The sequence below is a fragment of the Stutzerimonas nosocomialis genome (genome assembly GCF_005876855.1).
Classification (GTDB): domain Bacteria; phylum Pseudomonadota; class Gammaproteobacteria; order Pseudomonadales; family Pseudomonadaceae; genus Stutzerimonas; species Stutzerimonas nosocomialis.
On sequence record NZ_QLAE01000006.1, the window covers coordinates 18701 to 35032 of the forward strand.

General features: G+C 66.7%; 18 protein-coding genes. 11 read left to right on the forward strand and 7 right to left on the reverse strand.

Annotated features, from left to right (window positions below):
* Genes DN824_RS05090 through DN824_RS05100 form a run of 3 tightly spaced genes read right to left on the reverse strand, consistent with a single transcriptional unit; the run spans window position 1 to window position 1100 of the window.
* On the reverse strand, window positions 1-621 hold the full coding sequence (locus DN824_RS05090) for an SOS response-associated peptidase (protein ID WP_138407264.1): 621 nt from the start codon (window positions 619-621) through the stop codon (window positions 1-3).
* 36 nt (window positions 622-657) lie between these two features.
* A complete protein-coding gene (locus tag DN824_RS05095) occupies window positions 658-918 on the reverse strand; it encodes a putative signal transducing protein (protein WP_138407265.1) in 261 nt (86 codons plus the stop codon).
* Complete coding sequence (locus tag DN824_RS05100) at window positions 918-1100, reverse strand: CPXCG motif-containing cysteine-rich protein (protein ID WP_138407266.1); 183 nt, start codon at window positions 1098-1100, stop codon at window positions 918-920. The genes DN824_RS05095 and DN824_RS05100 overlap by 1 nt, the downstream gene beginning before the upstream one ends.
* A 90-nt stretch (window positions 1101-1190) precedes the next feature.
* On the opposite strand from DN824_RS05100, the gene DN824_RS05105 reads away from it, so the two are divergent.
* A complete protein-coding gene (locus DN824_RS05105; protein WP_138407267.1) occupies window positions 1191-2351 on the forward strand; it encodes a 1-acyl-sn-glycerol-3-phosphate acyltransferase in 1161 nt (386 codons plus the stop codon).
* A gap of 340 nt (window positions 2352-2691) precedes the next feature.
* The gene (locus DN824_RS05110) at window positions 2692-4041 is read left to right on the forward strand and encodes a DUF1329 domain-containing protein (protein WP_138407414.1); all 1350 of its coding nucleotides are present in this window, start codon (window positions 2692-2694) and stop codon (window positions 4039-4041) included.
* A 119-nt stretch (window positions 4042-4160) separates the two neighbouring features.
* Here DN824_RS05110 and DN824_RS05115 read toward each other — a convergent pair whose 3' ends face one another.
* The 3 genes from DN824_RS05115 to DN824_RS05125 all read right to left on the reverse strand — a co-directional run bounded on the left by DN824_RS05115 (window position 4161) and on the right by DN824_RS05125 (window position 7041).
* Window positions 4161-4745: a YajG family lipoprotein gene (locus DN824_RS05115; RefSeq protein ID WP_138407268.1), complete on the reverse strand. Its 585-nt coding sequence runs from the start codon at window positions 4743-4745 to the stop codon at window positions 4161-4163.
* A 175-nt stretch (window positions 4746-4920) separates the two neighbouring features.
* A complete protein-coding gene (mqo, locus tag DN824_RS05120) occupies window positions 4921-6426 on the reverse strand; it encodes a malate dehydrogenase (quinone) (RefSeq protein WP_282096976.1) in 1506 nt (501 codons plus the stop codon).
* 327 nt (window positions 6427-6753) lie between these two features.
* A complete protein-coding gene (locus tag DN824_RS05125; protein ID WP_138407270.1) occupies window positions 6754-7041 on the reverse strand; it encodes a PA4642 family protein in 288 nt (95 codons plus the stop codon).
* A gap of 216 nt (window positions 7042-7257) precedes the next feature.
* Here DN824_RS05125 and dauA point away from each other — a divergent pair, with 216 nt between their 5' ends.
* On the forward strand, window positions 7258-8997 hold the full coding sequence (gene dauA, locus DN824_RS05130; RefSeq protein WP_138407271.1) for a C4-dicarboxylic acid transporter DauA: 1740 nt from the start codon (window positions 7258-7260) through the stop codon (window positions 8995-8997).
* A 39-nt stretch (window positions 8998-9036) separates the two neighbouring features.
* On the opposite strand, the gene DN824_RS05135 is transcribed toward dauA, so the two are convergent.
* A complete protein-coding gene (locus DN824_RS05135) occupies window positions 9037-9948 on the reverse strand; it encodes an SDR family oxidoreductase (RefSeq protein WP_138407272.1) in 912 nt (303 codons plus the stop codon).
* Window positions 9949-10269: 321 nt separating this feature from the next.
* Between DN824_RS05135 and DN824_RS05140 the strand changes: the two genes are divergently transcribed.
* From DN824_RS05140 to DN824_RS05175, 8 genes are all read left to right on the forward strand, one after another.
* Entirely contained in the window at window positions 10270-11208 is a 939-nt protein-coding gene (locus tag DN824_RS05140; protein WP_138407273.1) for a glycerophosphodiester phosphodiesterase family protein, read from the forward strand.
* A gap of 771 nt (window positions 11209-11979) precedes the next feature.
* Window positions 11980-12567: an LOG family protein gene (locus DN824_RS05145; RefSeq protein WP_138407274.1), complete on the forward strand. Its 588-nt coding sequence runs from the start codon at window positions 11980-11982 to the stop codon at window positions 12565-12567.
* Window positions 12568-12604: 37 nt separating this feature from the next.
* A complete protein-coding gene (locus DN824_RS05150) occupies window positions 12605-13093 on the forward strand; it encodes a Mut7-C RNAse domain-containing protein (RefSeq protein ID WP_138407275.1) in 489 nt (162 codons plus the stop codon).
* Between the two features lie 123 nt (window positions 13094-13216).
* On the forward strand, window positions 13217-13630 hold the full coding sequence (locus DN824_RS05155; protein ID WP_138407276.1) for a VOC family protein: 414 nt from the start codon (window positions 13217-13219) through the stop codon (window positions 13628-13630).
* Window positions 13627-14106 carry a DUF2726 domain-containing protein gene (locus DN824_RS05160; protein WP_138407277.1) on the forward strand — a complete coding sequence of 160 codons (480 nt, stop codon included), beginning with the start codon at window positions 13627-13629 and terminating at the stop codon, window positions 14104-14106. The genes DN824_RS05155 and DN824_RS05160 overlap by 4 nt, the downstream gene beginning before the upstream one ends.
* Before the next feature lie 48 nt (window positions 14107-14154).
* Entirely contained in the window at window positions 14155-14658 is a 504-nt protein-coding gene (locus DN824_RS05165; RefSeq protein ID WP_138407278.1) for a thioesterase family protein, read from the forward strand.
* A 62-nt stretch (window positions 14659-14720) separates the two neighbouring features.
* Window positions 14721-15743, forward strand: a complete 1023-nt coding sequence (locus tag DN824_RS05170) for a DUF5924 family protein (RefSeq protein ID WP_138407279.1) — start codon at window positions 14721-14723, stop codon at window positions 15741-15743.
* A 57-nt stretch (window positions 15744-15800) separates the two neighbouring features.
* Window positions 15801-16328 (forward strand): MgtC/SapB family protein, encoded by a 528-nt coding sequence (locus DN824_RS05175; RefSeq protein ID WP_138407280.1) that lies wholly within the window; start codon window positions 15801-15803, stop codon window positions 16326-16328.
* Window positions 16329-16332: the final 4 nt, after the last annotated feature.

The window sequence follows — 16332 nt, forward strand, 5'->3', positions numbered from 1 at the left end:
CTAATTGGCCGGCGTCAGGCATTCCGGGCCGTCGAGGCCCGGATCGTTGACCAGCGTCGCCAGCGGCCGCTCGCGCAGCGGCTGCTGCGGGGCGGCGAGCAGAGCCTCGAGTTCGTCCAGAGGCGTCTGCGGATCGAGCCAGGCGGCCTGTCCTGCCGCATCGAGAATCAGCGGCCTGCGCAGGCTCGCCGCGGGCAGGGTCACCACCGCCGCGCTCAGGTAGGTATGCCCCTGTACCGGGTAGGCCTCCCACAACGCCGCGAAATACAGAATCGAACCCTCGCCGGTCATCCAGAACGGCCGCTTGCGCTGGTTGCCGCGCCATTCGTAGAAGCCATTGGCCGGCAGCAGGCCGCGCCGCTGGCGGAAGGCGTCGCGAAACATCGGCTGCTCGGCCAGGGTTTCGGCACGCGCCTGGGCCGGCGTGCGGGAGAGATCGGAAAGCCAGGCGGGCGTCAGCCCCCAGCGCACCCGGCTCACGCGCAGGCCCTCGCCGGCATCGTGCAGCAACAGGACCGAAGCGCCCGGCGCCAGGCTCCAGTGCGGTTGCTGGTCGGCGGGAAATCCCGGCAGGCGTGCGAAGTCGGGGTTCCAGCGGAAAAAGGCGAAGCGGCCACACATTTGGCAGAACTCGTCGGGCGGGGGTGAACGGGGGCGTCAGCAGATCAGCTCGCCCGGATAGCTGTCCGGCTCGTCGCCGGGCAAGAGGTCGGCGCCATTGTACTCGGCGATCAGTGACCGCGCCCGCTCGGCATCCGCCTCGGCCACCTGCAGACCCAGCAGGCCGGCAGCGGGCAGCTCGCCTATCGCGCCGATCAGGTGCTGCCCGGACACGAAGGCCACGATTCCCTCGGCCGCCAGCATGCCGACCAGCATCTGCGCTTCCAGCAGATCGCGCGGCTCGTAGATACGCTGCATCACTCATCCTCCCGCAACGCAACCAGCTGCCAGTCGACGCCATAGGTGCGAAGGTCGAAGACGATCGGCCGGCAGCAGACCGGGCAATCCTCGATGTACTGCTGATCCCCTGCGGACAGGTCGAGCACCGCTTCGACCGTCTCTCCGCAGTAAGGGCAAGCATAGTCCTGGGTGTCCAGCATCACCGTCTCCCATGTGACTTGTCGGTATAATGACCGTCTAGTTACCGGCCCGATATGCACGCCGACCACGCCGTTATCCCACAAGAGAGCATGATGGACGAATTCGAAGCCATCCGACCCTACGCCGACGCCGAAGTCCCCACGGTCATGGCGCGTCTGTTCGACGACCAGACCTTCCTCGCGATCCTCGCGCGGTTTCGCTTTCCCCGCCTGGCGGGCTCCCTCGGCTGGGCGCTCAAGCCGCTGATCGCCCGGTACCTGCGCAAGGAGTTCGCCGGACTTGAGACGGTCGACGCGCTGCAGGAAAAGATCGAACCCTACATCGACCGCACCATCGAGCGCGCCACCGACGGTATCACCTATTCGGGCCTGGAGCAGTTGCAGCGTGGCCGCGCCTATCTGTTCCTCGCCAACCACCGTGACATCGTCATGGACCCGGCCTTCGTCAACTACGCGGTGTACCAGGCGGGCCTGCGCACGCCACGCATCGCGATCGGCGACAACCTGCTGCAACGCCCCTTCGTCAGCGACCTGATGCGTCTGAACAAGAGCTTCATCGTCCACCGCTCGATCACCGGCCGGCGTGAAAAGCTGGCGGCCTACCAGCTGTTGTCGGCCTACATCAACCACTCGATCCGCCATGACGGCGAGTCGGTATGGATCGCCCAGGCCGAAGGACGCGCCAAGGACGGGGACGATCGAACCGACTCGGCGATCCTGAAGATGCTGCACATGAGCCGCAAGGACGAACCCTTCGCCCAGGCCATGGCCGAGCTGCGCCCCACGCCGGTCTCGATCAGCTACGAGTACGACCCGTGCGACCAGGCCAAGGCGCGCGAACTCTACATCCGCGCCACCACCGGCAGTTACACCAAGGCGCCCGGCGAGGATGACGCCAGCATCGCCCTGGGCATCACCGGCTACAAGGGACGGGTGCATGTCCATTTCGGCGCTCCAATGGAGCGCGTCCCCGAGGATGCCAAGCAGTTCGCCGTGGCGCTGGATCGCGAGATCCTTGGCAACTACCGCCTGTTCCCGGTGAACTACCTGGCCTATCACATGTGGGCCGGCAAGGACCCGGCACTGGAGGTGCCGGACGCCGCCACCCTGTTCAACGAGCAGGAACTGCAGCGCGCCCATGCCGAGTGGAGCAAGCGTCTGGCGGCCTGCCCGAGCGTGCAGCAGCCCTACCTCGTCGAGCAATACGCCACCCCGGTTCGCAACCAGTACCAGATCCGCCAGCACGGCTGATCCCGACGCCCCGCCCCGCTCGCGCGGGGCGCACCTCCGCCCTCCCGTACCGCAGGCCAGCCGTGACCACTCAGGCAGCATTTGCCTCGTTTATGGTCGTTCCTAAGCCGTGGCGTCCTTGACTATAGTGACGCCCGGCTGCACCCTCAAAACCCCCGAAGGGCCTATCCAGAGCATGCACGACATGCCAGGCGGAACAGCCAGAAGCCCCGGGAACGCCCGCTATCAGGCCAGGACCCCGTGACGCCCCATCGGCGCCACCCACCCTGCGCCTGAATGACGGCCGCACGATGGTCAATGCGCTTCAGGATTACAGGAATAAGAACAAATGAAACAAATAATGCTGAAAACGGGGGCTCTCACTCTCTCTTTGCTGGCTGCCAGCGCCATGGCGGCGGTGTCGGATTCCGATGCGGCCAAGCTGGGCGCCAGCCTCACGCCGATAGGGGCGGAAAAGGCCGGCAATGCCGCAGGCACCATCCCCGAATGGACAGGCGGGTTGCCGGAGAATGCCGCACCCGTCACCGATAACGGCTTCGTGACCGATCCCTTCCCGAACGACAAGCCCAAGTTCGTCATCACCGCCGAGAACGTCGACCAGTACAAGGACAACCTCTCGCCCGGCCAGATCGCCATGTTCAAGCGCTATCCGGACACCTACCGGATGCCGGTGTTCGAGACCCGCCGCAGCGCCGCCATGCCGCAGAGCATCTACGACGCCGCCAAGCGCAACGCGACCCACACCAACCTGGTCCGCGGCGGCAATGGGCTGGAAAACTTCGACACCGCCGTCGCCTTCCCGATGCCCCAGGACGGCCTGGAAGTCATCTGGAACCACATCACCCGTTATCGCGGCGGCTCGGCGCGGCGCGTGGTCGCCCAGGCCACCCCGCAGGTCAACGGCAACTACAGCCTGGTCAAGTTCGTCGACGAGGTGATCTACGCCAACACCCTGACCGACTACAGCCCGGAGAAGCACGGCAACGTGCTGTTCTACTTCAAGCAACAGGTCACCGAACCCTCGCGCCTGGCCGGTAACGTGCTGCTGGTCCACGAGACTCTGGATCAGGTGAAGGAACCGCGCATGGCGTGGATCTACAACGCTGGCCAGCGCCGCGTACGCCGCGCCCCGCAGGTGGCCTACGACGGCCCCGGCACCGCGGCCGACGGCCTGCGCACCTCCGACAACCTCGACCTGTTCAACGGCGCCCCGGATCGCTACGACTGGAAGCTGGTAGGCAAGAAGGAGCTGTACATCCCCTACAACTCCTACCGCCTGGATTCGCCGGAGCTCAAGTACAGCGACATCGTCAAGGCTGGCCACATCAATCAGGACCTGACCCGCTACGAGCTGCACCGTGTGTGGGAGGTCGAAGCGACGCTCAAGAGCGGCGAACGCCACATCTATGCCAAGCGCCACTTCTTCATCGACGAGGACACCTGGCAGGCAGCGATCGTCGACCATTACGACGGCCGCGGCCAGCTCTGGCGCGTAGCCGAGGCGCATGCCCTGTATTTCTATAACGTGCAGGTTCCGCTGTACGCGATGGAAACCCTGTACGACCTGATCTCCGGTCGCTACCTGGTGATGGGCATGAAGAACGAGGAACGCAACCCCTACACCTACAACTACAAGGCGCATTCCAACCAGTACACTCCGGCAGCGCTGCGTAACGCCGGCGTGCGCTGACCGCTCGCCCGCCCTGCAAACGCCCCGCCCTGCGGGGCGTTTTGCATTGTGCGCCGGCAAAAAATCCGCCCATGAAAAAGCCCGCTCGGGAGCGGGCTTTCGAGGACGGGCTCAGAGGATCACTGGGCCAACAGCTGTCCGATGTTCTGGTCGTTGAAGACGCGGGTCAGCGCATCGCTGAGCACCTCGCTGACCAGCTTGGTGTTGGTCTGCTCGTTCGGCGCCATGCCGAAGCGCTGGTTCAGCGTCGCCCCGTAGCGACCGTTGTAACGCCGGCCCCCGTTCTGCGCATCGACGCGGAAGGTGGCGCCGATCGTGGCTTCGGTGACATACAGACCTTCCTTGGGCGACTGGTATTTCAGGTCCGCCAGGGTCAGGGTCAGTTGAGGCGCGTTGAAGGCATTGGGCGACGGCGTGAAGCCGAGCAGGCGAACCGCGGCTTCGGCCTGGGCCTGCAGCTTGGGGATCACGTTGTTGGCCGGAACGATGACCGCGCTGGTCTCGGGATAGAGGCCGCCGCGGGTGCCGAGCGTCGACGAGGGACGACCATCCACCACGCGTACCATGACCGGCTGGCCTTGCCCGACGGGATTGATGGTACCGGTGAGCTTGGGATGCGGATCAAGCTGCTGGGGGCTGTGAGCGCAGCCGACCAGGCCGAGCGCCGCTACCGTGACAAGACCGAACAACAGGCGTTGCAGCATGCTGTCTACTCCAGGTGAGGGTTGAGAAGGAACGGGCCGCAGTATAGCCAGACGGACCGGCCGCTGACAGCGAGCCGATCGTAACCGAAACGGACAGAGGGCTGGCAGTCGAAGCGGCGCCAGCGCAGCGGGGCCCGGCGTTCCCGGGCCAATCGCCCGGGAACGCCGGCGGCCTTCAGTACGACAGGCCCAGGCGCTCGTCGGAGCGCGCGGTGACTTCGCGGTACACCTCGGCATCGGCCGCCAGGAGCTTCTCGCGGGCCGGGAAGATCTCCGCCAGCTTGCTCGCCCAGGCTTGCGACTGGGCTTTCTCCGGGAAGCAGCGCTCGATCAGTTCGAGCATGATCGAGACGGTGACCGAGGCACCCGGGGAGGCGCCCAGCAGGGCCGCGATACTGCCGTCGCGGGCCGCCACCAGCTCGGTGCCGAACTGCAGGATGCCGCCCTTCTTCGGGTCCTTCTTGATGATCTGCACACGCTGACCGGCCACTTCCAGGCGCCAGTCCTCGGCCTTGGCTTCGGGGTAGAAGCCGCGCAGCGTTTCCAGGCGATCCTGCATCGACTGGCGGACTTCCCGGATCAGGTAGCGGGTCAGGTCCATGTTGTCGCGCGCCACGGCCAGCATCGGCTTGAGGTTGCCCGGCCGGATCGACATCGGCAGGTCGAGCGGCGAACCGTACTTCAGGAACTTGGTGGTGAAACCCGCGTAAGGTCCGAACAGCAGCGATTTCTTGCCGTCGACCACCCGGGTGTCCAGGTGAGGCACCGACATCGGCGGCGCGCCGACCGCGGCGAGGCTGTAGACCTTCGCCTGGTGCTGTTTGACGATTTCCTGATTGTCGCAGCGCAGCCACTGGCCGCTGACCGGGAAACCGCCGAAGCCCTTGCCTTCCTTGATGCCCGACATCTGCAGCAGCGGCAGCGCACCGCCACCGGCGCCGAGGAAGACGAACCCGGCCTGGATGTCGCGCTCGGCGCCGCCGCGGGTGTCCTTGACCTTCACCCGCCAGCCCTTGCCGCTGCGCTCGAGGTCAGTGACACGCTGGTTGTAGCTCACGCTAACGCCCGGCTTGAGGGCCAGGTACTGCAGCAGCTGGTTGGTCAGCGCGCCGAAATTGACGTCGGTGCCGTTCATGGCCCGGGTCGCGGCGATCGGCTCGTCGGCCGCGCGGCCCGGCATCATCAGCGGCATCCAGTCGGCCATGGTGGCACGGTCTTCGGTGTAGACCATATCGGCGAAGGCGTGATGGCTGCGCAGCGCCTCGTAGCGCTTGTGCAGATAGGGAACGTTCTTGGCTCCGCGAACGAAGCTCAGGTGCGGGACGGCATTGATGAAGGTCTTGGCCGAACCGAAGCCTTCGCGATCGCACAGGTGAGCCCAGAACTGCTTGGAGACTTCGAACTGGGTGTTGATGGTGACCGCTTTCTTGATGTCGATCGAGCCGTCGGCCGCCTCGGGGGTGTAGTTCAGCTCGCACAGACCGGCGTGACCGGTACCGGCGTTGTTCCAGGGATTGGAGCTTTCGACGGCTCCGGCCTCCTGGAGCTCGACGATCTCAAGACGGATTTCGGGGTCCAGTTCCTTCAGCAGCACCGCCAGTGTAGCGCTCATGATACCGGCTCCCACCAGTACCATATCCACTGCTTCGCTATCGTGTTGCGCCATTAACGCCTTCTCCAAAATCGCAGCAAAAACCTGTCACGACCGCCGTATTCGGTGCGTGTGAAACCCTTCAGCCAGACGGGCAGAAACCGGAGGGGGATTCTGTGCCGTTGGTCGAGCGGGTGCTCGACATGACAGGTCGATCGTCGCCTGCCAGCTCAGAGGCAGGGCTTTTGGCCCTGCCTCTTCCCGCCTTGGCACCCGGAGCGGAACCCGAGGGTCCGGTCAGCTCTGAACAGGTAGCGAAGCGGGGGAAATCGTTCAGCAATTTTCACCATCGCCTGCGGCGACGGCGCGCACGATATCACCGATGCGCGGCTTCTTGATGCGAAAAAGGACCTCGACTCAACGGCGCGCGGCCTCGACCAGCTCGATGTAGGGTTGTGCCTGGCGCTGATCGGCGATCAGCTGGACGAAATCCTGGCCTCGGCTATCACGGGCGTTGAGGTCGTACCCGGCTTCGACAAAGAATCCGAGGAATCGCTCAAAATCATCGATGCGCAGCCCACGGTAGGCCTTGATCAGCTTGTGCAGGGAAGCGGGCGTGTCATCGGCCGGCTCCGGTTGCAGAAACAGCTTGATCGACTCGTCACCGATTTCCTCGCCAATCACCTGTTTCTTGTCTTTGCGCATGCTGCCTCCGGGGGAACGGGTGTTACGGGGCCGGCAGTTTACTCTCGCCGCGCGGCCCGCTCAACGCGATGATGAGCCTTGCGACGAAGGTCGTACGGCGAACGACCTCCCGCACGCGCGTCGATAATGCGACGATCGAGACGATTCGGGTCAGCGCCTGCAAACGCCAGGCGGCCCTATACTGGGGCATGCCGACCAGACTGGAGGGTCATCCGCATGTCGCTGCCGCCACTGTTTGCCGCCTGGCGCGAGGTACTGCAGGTCGGTTATGACGGACGCGCCCTGCGCGGCGACCTCGCCGCCGGGCTGACGGTGGGCATCATCGCCATTCCCCTGGCCATGGCCCTGGCGATCGCCGTCGGCGTTCCGCCGCAGCACGGCCTCTATACCGTGCTGATCGCCGCACCGCTCATAGCACTCACCGGCGGCTCGCGCTTCAACGTCTCCGGCCCCACCGCCGCCTTCGTCGTCATTCTGCTACCGATCACCCAGCAGTTCGGGCTCGGCGGCCTGCTGCTGTGCACCCTGCTCGCCGGGCTGATCCTCATCGTCCTCGGACTGCTGCGTGCCGGCCGACTGATCAGCTTCATTCCTTACCCGGTGATCGTCGGCTTCACCGCCGGCATCGGTATCGTCATCGCCACGCTGCAACTCAAGGACCTGCTCGGCCTCCAGCTCGAAGCCGACCCGCGCCATTACGGCGAGCAGTTGCTCCTGCTGTTTCGCGCCCTTCCCTCCGTCAGCCTTGGCGACACGCTGATCGCCCTGCTTTGCCTGGCGACGCTGATCCTCTGGCCACGCTGGGTCCCTCGCGTGCCGGGCCATCTGGTAGCCCTCACCCTCGGCGCCCTGGCGGCCCTCGCGCTGGAGTCGCGGGGCATCTCGGTCGCGACCCTCGGCGAGCGCTTCCACTACAGTCTCGAAGGCGTCGACCACCCGGGCATTCCACCGCTGCTGCCGTCGTTCGACTGGCCCTGGAACCTGCCGGGGCCCGACGGGCAACCGCTGACGTTGAGCTACGGCCTGCTGCGCGAACTGCTGGCCCCGGCGCTTGCCATCGCCATGCTCGGCGCCATCGAGTCGCTGCTCTGCGCGGTGGTGTCCGACGGCATGGCCGGCACCCGGCACGACCCCAACGCCGAGCTGCTCGGCCAGGGGCTCGGCAACCTGGTCGCACCGCTGTTCGGCGGCATCACCGCCACCGCCGCGATCGCCCGCAGCGCCGCCAACGTTCGCGCCGGGGCGTTCTCGCCGCTGGCGGCCATCATTCACGCTGGCGTCGTGCTGGTGGCGATCCTCTGGCTCTCGCCACTGTTCAGCTACCTGCCGATGGCAGCGCTGGCCGCGCTGCTGCTTATGGTCGCCTGGAACATGAGCGAGGCGCCGCACGTGGTGCATATCCTGCGGATCGCCCCAAGGGGCGACGTGCTGGTGCTGCTGACCTGCCTGTCGCTGACGGTGCTGTTCGACATGGTGCTGGCGGTAGGGGTCGGCTTGCTGCTGGCCGCCGGGCTGTTCGTCAAACGCATGAGCGAACTGACCGACACCACGCCGCTGGCCGCCGACCGGCAGGGGCCGCTCGAGGGCCTGCCGGGCTCCGTGGCGGCCTATACCATCCGCGGCCCGCTGTTCTTCGGGGCGGCGGAAAAGGCCCTGCAGGTGCTGCGCAGGTTCAATCCGCAGATCAAGGTGGTGATCGTCGACATGAGCGCGGTACCGCTACTGGACATGACCGCCCTGGCCAGCCTGGAGACGGTGCTGGACGACTACCGCAAGCGCGACGTGGCGCTGATTCTCAGCGGCTGTCACGCGCGGGTCAGGCTCAAGCTGCGCCGCGCGGGCGTGCATCGCGAACCGGGGCTGCTCTACGCCAGCGGACTGGAGCAGGCGCGGCGCAAGGCGCTGGAGCTGCTGCAGGCACCCCGGCGCGCCGCCGAGGCGGGCGAGCGACGCTGAGCCGCCGCCCGCCTCGCCTGCCGGGGCGCCGAGTGCCGGTCAGCCGGCGTGCTTCTGCAGGTTGGCCATCATTTCCCTCAGGGCCTCGATGTTGTCCGCCGGGTGCGCCGCGTTCTCGAAGTTGCAGATCTGCTGCCAGCTCGCCGCCACGTCCTCGGCGTCGAAGCCGGCCTTCGGATCGAACCCGACACCCAGGCTGCGCTCCCAGCGCACCTTGCCCATCCAGCCGCCGCCCACCTCGAACAGGCCCGAGGTCTCCTGGCAGGCTTCGCTGGCGAGGTAGACCACCAGCGGGCTGACCAGCTCGGGCTTGAGCTGCTCGAACACCTGCGGCGGGATCAGGCCTTCGGTCATGCGGGTGCCGCCCGTGGGCGCGATGGCGTTGACCAGGATGTTGTTCTTGCGGCCTTCGAGCGCCAGCGTACGGGTCAGGCCGTAGAGGCCGAGCTTGGCCATGCCGTAGTTGGACTGGCCGAAGTTGCCGTAGATGCCGGAGGTCGAGGCGGTGAAGATCACCCGGCCATAGCCCTGCTCGCGCATCAGCGGCCAGGCGGCACGGGTCACCTTGTAGGCGCCTTCCACGTGGACCCGATAGACCAGGTCCCAATCGGCGTCTTCCATCTTGTGGAAGGTCTTGTCGCGCAGGATGCCGGCGTTGTTGACCACCACGTCGACCCGGCCGAAGGCATCGAGCGCGTGCTGCACGATCTTCTCGCCATCGGTTACCGAGTCGTGGTTGGCCACCGCAGTACCGCCGGCCTGGCGGATCTCCTCGACCACCCGATCGGCCGCCGAAGCGTTGGCCCCTTCGCCCTGGGCGCTGCCGCCCAGGTCGTTGACCACCACCCGCGCGCCGTGGCGGGCGAAGGCCAGGGCATGGGCGCGGCCCAGGCCGCCACCGGCGCCGGTGATGATCACTACCTTGTCGTCGAAGCGGATGGCTTCCGTCATGTGCAGGCTCCTCGAATGTCATGGGTTCTGGATGCGCCGAGTCTCGCCTCGCATGCGGTGCCGGGCAATCACCGCGTCGCCAATGAATGGCTCGGCATAAGCATGCAGCCGGAGCAGTCCTGAACAGTCGATGCCCAGGCCAGCGCTCGGGGCCGATCCCGGGGGCCATCGAAGGTTCTTCGGTGAAAAGCACAAGACCTGCGTCAAGTATCTGCAAAAAGGCGGCAGGCAAAGCGTGCCAGACGCCCTCCCGCGCCTTGTTGCGGGTCGGAGGGGATGGGCATACTCCGACCGGTATTCCCCTTGGGCTGGAACCCCTCCATGCTGCGTGTGCTTCGCTTCCTCTTCGCGCCTGTCTTGCTCATCGCCTCGGTGCTCGGCCTGCTGTTGCTGACCAGCCAGCCCGCCACCCTGCCGGGGGTGCTCGTCCCGTTCGAAGGCGGCCCGCCGCTGGTCATCGCTCACCGCGGCGGCATGGGGCTGTGGCCGGAGAACAGCCTGTTCGCCTTCGAGCGGGCCACCGCGCTGGGGGTGGACATGCTGGAGATGGACGTGCACCTGTCGCGCGACGGCGAACCAGTGGTGATCCACGACTCGACCCTCGAACGCACCACCAACGGCTTCGGCGAGGTCGCCGACCACGACCTGGCCGAGTTGCAGGCGCTCGACGCCGGTTATCGCTGGACGGCTGACGGTGGCGAAAGCTACCCGTACCGCAACCAGGGCATCGGCATCCCGACCTTCGCCGAGGTGCTCGAAGCGCTCCCGCAGATTCCCAAAGTGGTCGAGATCAAGGCCCCCGATCCGGCGCTGGAAGCGCGGCTGTGCGAGCAGATCATGAACAGCGGCCAGCGCGACCGGATCATCGTCGGCAGCTTTCACGACCGCAGCCTGCAACGCTTTCGCAGTCTCTGCCCGACCGTCGCGACATCCGCCGGGGCCAGCTCGGTGCGCCTGCTGGTGCTGCTCGACCGCATCGGGCTGGGCAGCCTCCTGTCGCCCAGCTACCAGCTCCTGCAGATTCCCGCCCGTCACAGTGGCGTCCAGGTCGCCACGCCCAGCCTGCTCGACACCGCCGCCGAACGCGGCCTGCGCACCCAGCTGTGGACCATCAACGAGCAGCCCGAAATGCAGCGCCTGCTGGACATGGGCGCCGATGGGCTGATCACCGATTACCCCGACCGAGCCCTGCATCTGCTGCGCCTGCGCTACAACGCCGACGAGGACCGGGACCTGTCCGACGAGCCGGACGACGCCTGAGGGGCGCCGACCTGGCTGTTTTTCAACCAGCTTGACGCAAGGCCCGCCGTTTCACCGCTGCGCCGGTGTTTACTCATGTTATCCACAATCCCGTCCACAGCATTCGTGGATAAACCGCTCGAAACGAATCGGCTGCTGCGCCATTCCCTGCAAGCGCGCCCTTGACCGAAAGGCCCGTGATATGCATTCCAGAGCCACCGACCGCCATCGATCAAAAAATGAACGCCTCGCGCCAGACCTACTGGCGCCAGCGTTTCGCTCGCCCACCCCAAGGTTATCCACAGAACATTGCACAGTGATCGGGGATAACCATTCGAAGCGGACCGGCCGCCGCATCAATTCCCACAGCTTCCCCTTGACTAGGCGGCCCTCAACATGCGTGCGAGACGCCCTCACCGGTATCGATCAAAAACTGAGCGCCCGACTCCAGCCTTACTGCCGTCAGCGTTTCGTTCGCTCACCCCAAGGTTATCCACAAAACCTTGCACAGCGATCGGGGATAACTATCGGCGTTGTTCACAAGGCAGGCTATCGGCCCGATTGGTTCCGCTGCGATGAATCGACAGGCGCAGCGGCATAAGCTCACCCTCACCCCTGAGTCGAGGATCTGCTGATGCCGTCTTTCTCCCTGTTTCACAGCCTGCTTGCCGCCTATGCCTGTGCCGCCAGCGGCGCCGCCAGCGCCGACCCTTCGCCCGTGTCCGCCGCCGCGCTGGCGAGGTAGGGCCCCGGGCGCTACCCTGCCTGGCTCTTCAACCCTCGGAGTCGATCATGCCCCTGCGTTCAATCTGCGTGTTCTGCGGCGCCAGCACCGGTGCCAATCCGGTCTATCGTGAGGCCGCCGTTGCCCTCGGCCAGGCCCTTGCCGGGCGAGGCCTGACACTGGTCTATGGCGGCGGCGCGGTAGGCCTGATGGGCGTGGTGGCCGATGCGGCGATGGCCGCCGGTGGCGAGGTGATCGGCATCATTCCGCAAAGCCTGCAGGACGCCGAGATCGGCCACCGGGGCCTGACGCGCCTGGAAGTGGTGGACGGCATGCACGCCCGCAAGGCCCGCATGGCCGAGCTGTCCGACGCGTTCATCGCCCTGCCAGGAGGACTCGGCACACTCGAGGAGCTGTTCGAAGTCTGGACCTGGGGACAACTGGGCTACCACGGCAAGCCGCTGGGCCTGCTCGACGTGAACCACTTCTATACCAAGCTGAGCCATTTCCTCGACCACCTGGTGGAAGAAGGCTTCGTCCGCCCCCACCATCGCGACATGCTGCAGCGCAGCGAGACAGCCGAGGGCCTGCTGCAACAGCTCGAAGCCTGGGAACCGCTGGTGGTACCCAAGTGGGACGACCGCGCGCCTCGCTGAGGCCGGAACCCCGGGCGGCGGCCATGATCCCAGCTTCATGGAACAGCCCCGCCTGCTTGCCGATGCCATGCTCGGCGGGCTCGTGCGCTGGTTGCGCGTACTCGATTGCGACACCGCCTACGACCCCGCCCTTACCGATGCCGAGCTCGTGGCGCTGGCCGCGCGCGAGTCGCGCACGCTGCTGACCCGCGACCGCCACCTGCTGACCTTCCTGCGCCCTCGGTCGGCGCTGCGCATCCGCCACGACGCGCCGCTGCAGCAGCTGCGCCAGGTGGTCGACGCCTGCGCGATCACGCCGCCGCCGACGCTGTTTCGCCGCTGCCTGGTCTGCAACAGCCCGCTGCGGCAGGCCAGTGACGAGCAGGTGGCCAAGGCCCCGCCGTCGGCACGCGCCTTTGCCGAGCCGATGCGTCATTGCCCGGTATGCGACCGTCTCTACTGGCTCGGCTCGCATACCCGGCGCATGCGCGCCACGCTGGCACGGACCTTTCCCGAATGGTCAGCCCTGCGCGGCAACGAACCTTGAGCGCCTGCCTGGCAGCCCCTAGGCTCTTGCAGGGTCGGCACGCGTCGCGCCGGCCGCTGTCCAAGCTGCTACACAGCGTCTTCGCGCCTGACCGGGCGCGGAGCCCAACGCAAGGAGATCGCCATGTTCACCTATGTCTGCCTCGGTACCAACGACCTGCCCCGCGCCATCCGTTTCTATGACCCAGTGATGGCGGCGCTCGGACATGCACGCTGCGAGACGGGCGACGAGCCGGGATGGGAAGACTGCGTGGGCTGGGGACAGTACGAGGACGAAGGCCGGCGGGAACTGGCGCTTTGGCTGCAAAGCCCGTTCGATGGTCATGCCGCCACGTCGGGGAACGGGACGATGGTGGCGCTGGTGGCGAAAACCTGGGAACAGGTCCAGGGCTTCCATGGCGCAGCGCTGGCCCACGGAGGAAGCTGCGAAGGCCCGCCGGGACTGCGCCCCCAATATGCGGCGGACTTCTACGCCGCCTACGTGCGCGACCCGGACGGCAACAAGCTCGCCGCCGTCTGCCGGGGGCGCGTCCAATGAGCTGGCTCGCCCTGACCCTGGTGGTGTTCGGCTGCTTCGTCGCCGTGTTCTATATCAAGAATCGCCAGATGAACCATCCGGCGCTGCAGTTCCCCTATCGCCTCAAGGCCAGCCCCCTGTCGGCCGACGAGCTGGCGCTGTACGAGCTGCTCGGCAAAGCGGTGGGCGAGCGTTACCGGATACTGGTCAAGGTCCGTGCCGCCGACGTGGTGGACGTCACCGCGGTGCCGCGCCGGGCGCCCTGGTATCATGCCGTCAACCGCATTGGCGCCGGCCATTTCGACTTCCTGCTCTGCCGCAAGGACGACCTGGGCGTGGTCTGCGCCATCGAGTACACCGCCAGCCCGGCGGAACAGGAACCCTTCATCGAGCAGCTCTGCCAGAGCATCGACCTGCCACTGGTCAGGCTCAGCGCAGAGCGGGCGCGCTCCTTCAGCGAGGTTCGGAACGCACTCGAAGCGGTGCTGCCTGCCTGACGCCGCCTGCCGGCGATTCGGCGCCCTCTTCCGACTGCAGGAGCCGCCATGGCCGGCCTGTTGCGCAATATCCTGACCCTGCTGTGGGCGCTGCTGCGCCCTGGCGGCGCCCGCCCGGCCGACCGGCTCGTCACGCGGTTTCGCGTCACCCCGCTGGATATCGGGCTGTCGCGGCTCAAGAGCGATCGCTACCTGCAGCTGACCGAAGCGGCCCAGCTCGACTTCCTGGTGCGTACCGGGCTCATCGGCACGCTGATGCGCCATCGCTACAATTTCGTCAACGCCTCGGCGACCGTGCGTTACGCCAGGCCCATCACGCTTTTGTCCCGGGTCAGCGTTGCTTCCCGCGTCGCGTACATCGATGCCCGCTTCGCCTACTTCGAGCACCGCTTTGAGGTGGCGGGCGCCGAGTGCGCCTGCGTGCTGATAAAGATGAAGTTCAAGCAGGGAAGGCGCACCATCGAGCCCGCCCAGATCCTCGGGCCGGTCGGCGCGGCGCAAAAGCCCGAACATCTGCAGCGCTGGGATGACCTGCTGGATCGCTGGCCCTGACGGGAGGGCCGGCACATCCTGGACTCTCCGCTGTCTACTAGCCAACCTGCAACGAACTGCCCATGCGCTGGAAAAGCTACCTGAGCCGCACGCTCGAACTCGTCTCCACCCTCATCCGCCGCTACCCGGGCACCGTCGCCGTGTTCGGCTTCTGCTCGGGCCTCGCCAGTTTCGTGCTGGTGGACCGGCAAGCCGGACTGGCCAAGGTCGTGGCGCTGGTGATGCTGGTCAGCTGGGTGTGGCTGATGCTGGAGAACAGCCTGCGCCGCTTCATCGAGCACCGGTTCGGCTGGCAGCTGCCGCCACCGCTGCTGCGCTATGCGACGCAGATGGTTCACCAGGAAAGCCTGTTCTTCATCATTCCCTTCTTTTTCGTCACGACGACCTGGAACAGCGGTCAGGCGGTATTCACCCTGCTGCTCGGCTGCGCGGCGCTGGTTTCGCTGGTCGACCCGCTGTACTACAGGTGGCTGGCGCCCCGTCGCTGGGTGTACCTGGCCTTCCATGCCCTGACGCTGTTCGCGGTGCTGCTCACCGCGCTGCCGATCATCCTGCACCTGTCGACGCCGCAGAGTTACCAGCTTGCCCTGGGCATCGCCGTCCTGCTGGCGCTGCCCAGCTTCAGCTCGCTGTTTCCGGACTGGGGCTGGCGACGCGGCGTGGCGATCTGCGCGCTGGCCGCCATGGTGGGGCTGGCCGGCTGGTACGGCCGGGCGTGGGTGCCGCCCGCCACCCTGTGGCTGACGGACGTCGCGGTCAGCAGGAGCATGGACAATGCCAGGCGCGAGCCGGGCCAGAGCCTGCGCCGCCTCGGCAGCGCGCAGCTCCAGGCCGACGGGCTGTACGCCTACACCGCTATCAATGCCCCGCGCGGCCTCAAGGAACGCATCTACCATGAGTGGATGCACAACGGCAGGCGCGTCGACCGCATCGCGCTGGACATCAACGGCGGCCGCAAGCAGGGCTACCGCGCCTGGAGCCACAAGCGCAACTTCCCGCAGGACCCGGTGGGGCGCTGGCGCGTCAGGGTCGTGACCGAGGCAGGCCAGATGATCGGCACGCTGCGCTTCGAAGTCACCCCATAGGCCGACCGAACCCTCGGGCCCGTTGCGGTTCATAAGAGCATGACCGGGGAGCTCGGCATGACCTACTGGGAACGCATCGTCTCGACGCTGGCTTCGGAGTTTTCCGACATTCCGGACGTGGAAGAAGCCACGCGAGTCGTCACGCGACTGACCTTCGCCGCCGTGCTGGGCGGCCTGGTCGGCTACGAACGCGAGCGCAAGGGCAAGGCGGCGGGCCTGCGGACCCACATGCTGGTCTCGCTGGGCTCGGCCCTGTTCGTCCTCACCGCCCTGCAGGGCGGCGTGCCACGCGACGATGTCTCCCGGATCATCCAGGGGATCGTCACCGGCATCGGCTTTCTCGGCGCGGGGACCATTCTCAAGGGCAGCACCATCCAGGAAGTCCAGGGGCTGACCACCGCGGCCGGCATCTGGCTGACGGCGGCGATCGGCGTCGCGGCCGGGCTGGGCAACGAGGCCACGGCGGTCTTCAGCACGCTGCTCGCACTCGCCGTGTTCATCCTCATGCCCGGACTCGAACGCCACGCCGCGCGTCGCGCCGGCCGACGCCGCAAGCGTCGCCGCGGTCGGGAAGAGGCGCCCTGACGGC

Excerpts from the sequence above, each read along its gene's own strand:
- DN824_RS05090 (WP_138407264.1), bottom strand. The coding sequence starts at position 621 with ATGTGTGGCCGCTTCGCCTTTTTCCGCTGGAACCCCGACTTCGCACGC.
- DN824_RS05095 (WP_138407265.1), bottom strand. The coding sequence starts at position 918 with ATGCAGCGTATCTACGAGCCGCGCGATCTGCTGGAAGCGCAGATGCTG.
- DN824_RS05100 (WP_138407266.1), bottom strand. The coding sequence starts at position 1,100 with ATGCTGGACACCCAGGACTATGCTTGCCCTTACTGCGGAGAGACGGTC.
- DN824_RS05105 (WP_138407267.1), top strand. The coding sequence starts at position 1,191 with ATGATGGACGAATTCGAAGCCATCCGACCCTACGCCGACGCCGAAGTC.
- DN824_RS05110 (WP_138407414.1), top strand. The coding sequence starts at position 2,692 with ATGCTGAAAACGGGGGCTCTCACTCTCTCTTTGCTGGCTGCCAGCGCC.
- DN824_RS05115 (WP_138407268.1), bottom strand. The coding sequence starts at position 4,745 with ATGCTGCAACGCCTGTTGTTCGGTCTTGTCACGGTAGCGGCGCTCGGC.
- DN824_RS05125 (WP_138407270.1), bottom strand. The coding sequence starts at position 7,041 with ATGCGCAAAGACAAGAAACAGGTGATTGGCGAGGAAATCGGTGACGAG.
- dauA (WP_138407271.1), top strand. The coding sequence starts at position 7,258 with ATGTCGCTGCCGCCACTGTTTGCCGCCTGGCGCGAGGTACTGCAGGTC.
- DN824_RS05135 (WP_138407272.1), bottom strand. The coding sequence starts at position 9,948 with ATGACGGAAGCCATCCGCTTCGACGACAAGGTAGTGATCATCACCGGC.
- DN824_RS05140 (WP_138407273.1), top strand. The coding sequence starts at position 10,270 with ATGCTGCGTGTGCTTCGCTTCCTCTTCGCGCCTGTCTTGCTCATCGCC.
- DN824_RS05145 (WP_138407274.1), top strand. The coding sequence starts at position 11,980 with ATGCCCCTGCGTTCAATCTGCGTGTTCTGCGGCGCCAGCACCGGTGCC.
- DN824_RS05150 (WP_138407275.1), top strand. The coding sequence starts at position 12,605 with ATGGAACAGCCCCGCCTGCTTGCCGATGCCATGCTCGGCGGGCTCGTG.
- DN824_RS05155 (WP_138407276.1), top strand. The coding sequence starts at position 13,217 with ATGTTCACCTATGTCTGCCTCGGTACCAACGACCTGCCCCGCGCCATC.
- DN824_RS05160 (WP_138407277.1), top strand. The coding sequence starts at position 13,627 with ATGAGCTGGCTCGCCCTGACCCTGGTGGTGTTCGGCTGCTTCGTCGCC.
- DN824_RS05165 (WP_138407278.1), top strand. The coding sequence starts at position 14,155 with ATGGCCGGCCTGTTGCGCAATATCCTGACCCTGCTGTGGGCGCTGCTG.
- DN824_RS05170 (WP_138407279.1), top strand. The coding sequence starts at position 14,721 with ATGCGCTGGAAAAGCTACCTGAGCCGCACGCTCGAACTCGTCTCCACC.
- DN824_RS05175 (WP_138407280.1), top strand. The coding sequence starts at position 15,801 with ATGACCTACTGGGAACGCATCGTCTCGACGCTGGCTTCGGAGTTTTCC.